The following is a 5176-nucleotide window of genomic DNA, read 5'->3' on the forward strand; positions in this document are numbered from 1 at the left end:
TAAGGTGCATCTGGCGCTGATGGGTTGGCGATTGATCTTGATTTAAGCACCAATACCAATAACCGATTCGTCCGCCAGATGCATTTCCTTTATTGAAAAATTGTGTGTTCGAGCCCCTTCCGCCTCGACCGTCTTCGCTCGATCCTCTATCGTCAACTTCGCAACCACATCGCAAATTCGTATGTTCTTCAGCGTACCGACCGTCGCGGCGCCCTCGCCATAGGTTTTGCCACGACCGCCCAGGCGAAGGAAGATCGGATTGCCTACATCTTCCATAGCAACTCTGGAAATATCGACATTCTCCAGACGTCCGCCGTCAACCGATAGCAGCTTGATGGCGCCCATGGGACAGTCATGAAAATAGCAGTTGGTGACGCGGACATCGATGAATCCGCCCCGGGATGACGTGCCGAACTTGAGCGCGGCCGTGTTGCTGTCCGGCCGACATCCGCGCACGACAATGTTCCGGCAGGTTTTTTTCGAACTCTTCAAGCAGATCGCATCATCCCCGGCGCTAATATCACAGTTTTCAATGAGGACGTTTTCGCAGCCGTCGATATCGAGCCCGCCATTATTGTAGTTGTTATTGCGGAATCGCACGGTAACCGCATCGAAGTGGATGTTCTTGCAGTCGATCAAGTGCAATCCCCAGAAGGCCGGACGTTTATAGGTCAGGCCGGAAAACGTCAGATTCTCGCAGTTCTCGAAACGGATCAGCCGGGGGCGATTGTCTCTGCCGCCAGGCCCCGAGCGTCTTGGAAAGGCCTTGGACGTTCCCCTGCCATCGATCACGCCGAGACCTTCAAGCCGGATATTGGTCGCATCCTCGGCATAGAGCAAGCATTCGGAATTGCCTTCACGCGCCGGTCGCAACTGGTCGGTCGGGTAGTCCTTCATCTCCTGGCTACCCAGCAAGCTTGCACCATAATCAAGCGAAAGCGCAATGTTGCTCTTCAACTGGATCGTACCGATTACGAAATCACCGACAGGCACTCGGACAACACCGCCGCCTGCTGCGTGACAGGCGTCAATGGTCTTTTGAATCGCTTCGGTGTTCACCGCGACACCATCACCGATGGCGCCATAGCTCTTGATGTTAAAGGTCTCTGGCTTGGCAATCTCGGCTGTGGCCACTGAGGTCATGCCCGCGATTATAAATACCAGCAAGAACTTGCTAATGATTCTGTGTGTCATGACTCGCCTGCCCTTTGCGCATTGCGTTGCCTGATGCGGCATCAAAATATCTATCAGTGTCACCCCGGCATTTCTCTCAGGTATCTGCAATAACGAACCTATTCTCTCCAGTCAATCTTAGACTCCCCGGTCTCGATATCGACATAGACCGAGGCATGGGCAAATTCACGTGTGTATTTCCAGCCATCGCGTTTTGCGTCGCCCTGCGGCGGGCCGAGTGGCTTATCCAGTTCCGGATACCATTCAAATGTACCGGTGTCGTTTCCCTGATAGCCCCAGGTGTAGCAGAAATAAGAATAAGGCTCCGCCACGATCAGATAACAGGCCAGCGGGAACGTAATGGCTTCGCGTGCCATTTTCGCGCGTTCCTCACGCGGTTTTTTCATGATTTCCTTGTTCCGCCAGTCGAATCCCGGCCAGGTTTTGATCACAAGGACTTTTCCGGATTTCCCCACTTCCTGGAGCATCTCAATGCTCTCTGCGAGCTGTTCTTTGTTCCCAGGTTGGGCGCTCACAAAATGCTCCTTCATCGCGCCATCGGTAACCTTCAGCAATCGGTCTCCAATGTTCTCCGGATCAATCGACACCCCGTTTTGGATCAGTAGTTTCGATGGGCCGACCTTCCCGCGTGTATCTTTCACCATGGCAACCATGCCATCGTTCAGGGCTTCGATCTTTTCAGGTGTCAGCACCTTGCGGCGGCTGTTTATGCTGAATTTGCCAACCGCGTCGATAAATATTCCGTCGGCCCCGCATTCACGAACCGCAACACTTGCTGTATCCGCCCACCAATCCTGGACCTCCTTCTGTGAGAGGTCGCAGAAAGGGCAGCTGAAAATGGTCATAGGCTCTCCGTCTTTACTAACCAGTTCACCGCCCTTCGGAAAGTCATCGATGGCCTCATAACCGCCGATTTTTATGGTGGAGTTCCAGTAGAACAGCACCTTCGCCTTCGGATTGCGTTTCTTAATCTCTTGCACCGCAATCGCGAATCCCTTTTCCGTACTGCCGCGATTGCGCTTGGCATGACCTTTTTCAATGGTGATAAAATCAAAATGCTCCGCCAGAAAATCGTGTTGCTCCGACGTAAAATCCTCCGACATATTCGCCAGGTGGGCATACACCGGTACGGTACCCCAACTGAATGGAGGGTGTCCATCAGCACCGGCAGCGTGTAACGCTTGAACCGACAAGGCCAGTACGACCGAGAGGGCAAGTATCAGTCTCATAAGGGGACCTTTCATTCCAGTTGTTTTCTTGAACGTCGTGATTCCTTTGGTTGTGGTCTTCAGTTTTCCACAAAACCTTCAACATCATCCAAGACGATCTCTTTTCGTGCGTCTTCGCCTCGGAGCGACATCTTGACATTCTTAAACTCAACATTTCTGGCATGACGGATGTAAGCTCCCCATGCAGGCAGTACGCCGAAGAAGTACTGCTCCGGATAGCGATCTTCATCCTCTGGCACAACACGCTTCGCTTCTTCTTCGCTACCACAACCAGGATAGGAGATCTTGATATTCTCCAGGATAACATCCTCGACATAGTGGCCAGGAATACCCGTGATCATGATGGGGCCGACTGAAGCCTTCTCTCTATCCGTTAGGTCGGAGGTCGCTTTGGTTCTATCTTCTGGCGTCACTTCAGCCACGACGTCGCTGATGCGTATATTCTTCACCGACCCTACCGGGGCTTTTCCGCCTTTGCCGTAGGTTTTGCCTCGACTGCCCAATCGAATGAAAAGTGGATTGCCCACTTCCTCCATGACGATTCTGGAGATATCAACATTTTCCATTCGTCCGCCATCGACCAACTCTAGTTTGATGGCCCCCATGGGGCTGTCATGGAAGTAGCAGTTGGTGATACTGATATCGATGAACCCGCCATGAGAGGAGGCGCCGAATTTCAGGGGAGCGGTATGGCTAGATATCTTGCAGTTCCTGACGACAATGTTCCTACATGGATTGAGTGAACTTTTCAGGCAAACGGCATCATCGCCAGAATTGATGTCGCAGTTTTCGACTAATACGTTCTCGCAGCCATCCATATCGATTCCATCATTACCGCGATTGTTGTCTCTAGAGTCAATCGTGACTGCATCAAAGTGAATATTCCGACAGTCTATTAAGTGAAGCCCCCAAAAGGCAGGCCTCTTGTAGGTGACGCCGGAAAACGTAAGGTGATCGCAGTTTTCCATGCGCATCAGTCGGGGGTTAGGTCCTTTTCCCCAGGGAAAGGCCTCTCGTGTTCCACGACCGTCTATTACCCCAAGCCCTTCAATAGTCACATTGGTAGCATTTGCGGCATATATAAGACAGTGAACCCATCCTTCTCTGGGTTCAATAAGATTGGTGGCGTAATCAGAAATATCCTGACTTCCCAGCAAGCTCGCTCCATAATCGAGCGAGAGGGTGATGTTGCTTCTCAACGTGATCGTGCCGATCACGTAGTCGCCCGCGGGAACCCGAACGACGCCGCCTCCCGCCGCGTGGCAAGCGTCGATAGTCTTTTGCACCGCTTCGGTCTCCATGGCCGCGCCATCGCCGACGGCACCATAGCTCTTGATACTGAAGACCTCGGCCTGAGTCGCCTGCTTCGCGGCGTCAACCAAGGCTTGGTTATCAGATCCGAACAGGGGCACTGCCGCTAACGCAACGATACCCATCAGCAAAGGATGTAGTGCTTTCTTGTTCATGCTTCCGTCACCTTTCTTGCCTCTTCTCAGAGATCGAGCGGATGCCAGTCGAACATGCCGTACATTTGATGAGACATGGGCATGTTCATGTTCATCGTAGTCGGACGAGGATTCTCTCGACTCACGAATTGAGATTTCGTCTCGTCTGGAACCCTTGGCTGCACTTCAAGGCATCGATTGAAGTCTTCGTTTCACTCTCCGTACTCATTGCAGATCGCCTCAGAACATGCATGAAACTCAGAAACGCTGCACAACTCATGCACCAACGCCATCGCCCCGGATTCTCTTGAGTCATCTTGGCAGCAGTCAACTTGCGAAACTCGTCGTAGACAAGGGGCAGCAACTTCTCGGCGACCTTGCCGTCGCCTTCTTCGATCTGTCCGAGGAGTTGCGTGACGTCGCTCATGGGGGAGCCGCCTGTTTTGGGGTTGAGCGACGTGCATTATACCCCGCTACAACACCAAGCAAGGGCCTCGCACTGAACGGCCGGGCACGAGCCACATGCCTAGATTTGAGTGTTCATTCAGCCAGCCAAGAGGCGCGTAGATGGCGGACAGAATCTGAAGTTCTCGATTACGCTCAAAGTACAGATGTCTGATATACATCAGCAGGTTGCGAGACATGTGAAGTGACGCCTGAGTCAGTTGTTCGGGTGGCAACGTTTCCCATCCGGTCGCATTGGGACCACGAAGCTGCCTACTTGCAGGTGTTGCAGGAGGATGTTAGGTCACTCGCAACCTGCATGGGACACATCCACCTCGAGCACTTTCCCTGTTGATCAAAAAGTGCTTGGGTGGCGCGTACTCTCAAGCTTCTGAGTGCCCACAAGGCACTGCTGTCCGACATCATGCAGTTGGGCGTCGGTCGAATCGCACGCGGTGGCACACACGACGACATCTTGTCGGCAGGATCCATCTGCTCGGCACACGGGCAAATCCCGCGCACTGATTTCGCGGAACTCTGCAACGGTGAATCGCGGCAACTCGCTTAGCGATAGGAGCTTAGGCCATCTGCCCTGCAAAGATCTCTGCAATAAGCGCAGGAGGGGTCGCTCTGGCGGAGAAACACCGAGGTAAGCATTCGCGGAAGTTGTGGTGAGAGCGAGTTGATCTGGCGGTGAGTGGCGGGATTCTCTATTTGGGGGTGCATGAGTGCTTCGATTTTAGAATCTCAGTCGGTTGATGAACGTCTAAGGTCACTGACGACCTTGGTCGAGGAGCTGATGCAGGAAGTTAGCGACCTGCGATCAGAAAACGCGGATCTGCGACAGCAGGTCCGCGAGTTGCG

Annotated in this window: 5 protein-coding genes; 1 reads left to right on the forward strand and 4 read right to left on the reverse strand. The window is 53.1% G+C overall.

Going from position 1 to position 5176, the window contains the following annotated elements:
* Nucleotides 1-42: 42 nt before the first annotated feature.
* The 4 genes from Poly41_RS33605 to Poly41_RS33620 form a co-directional block, all read right to left on the reverse strand.
* Nucleotides 43-1236 (reverse strand): glycoside hydrolase family 28 protein, encoded by a 1194-nt coding sequence (locus tag Poly41_RS33605; protein ID WP_146531749.1) that lies wholly within the window; start codon nucleotides 1234-1236, stop codon nucleotides 43-45.
* Between the two features lie 56 nt (nucleotides 1237-1292).
* Nucleotides 1293-2423: a putative glycoside hydrolase gene (locus Poly41_RS33610; protein ID WP_197231999.1), complete on the reverse strand. Its 1131-nt coding sequence runs from the start codon at nucleotides 2421-2423 to the stop codon at nucleotides 1293-1295.
* A 59-nt stretch (nucleotides 2424-2482) separates the two neighbouring features.
* Entirely contained in the window at nucleotides 2483-3889 is a 1407-nt protein-coding gene (locus tag Poly41_RS33615) for a glycoside hydrolase family 28 protein (protein ID WP_146531751.1), read from the reverse strand.
* Between the two features lie 121 nt (nucleotides 3890-4010).
* Entirely contained in the window at nucleotides 4011-4295 is a 285-nt protein-coding gene (locus tag Poly41_RS33620; protein WP_146531752.1) for an ECF-type sigma factor, read from the reverse strand.
* Nucleotides 4296-4682: 387 nt separating this feature from the next.
* Here Poly41_RS33620 and Poly41_RS33625 point away from each other — a divergent pair, with 387 nt between their 5' ends.
* Complete coding sequence (locus Poly41_RS33625) at nucleotides 4683-4880, forward strand: hypothetical protein (protein ID WP_146531753.1); 198 nt, start codon at nucleotides 4683-4685, stop codon at nucleotides 4878-4880.
* Nucleotides 4881-5176: the final 296 nt, after the last annotated feature.

Origin of the sequence: Novipirellula artificiosorum (assembly GCF_007860135.1) — a bacterium.
GTDB lineage: Bacteria > Planctomycetota > Planctomycetia > Pirellulales > Pirellulaceae > Novipirellula_A > Novipirellula_A artificiosorum.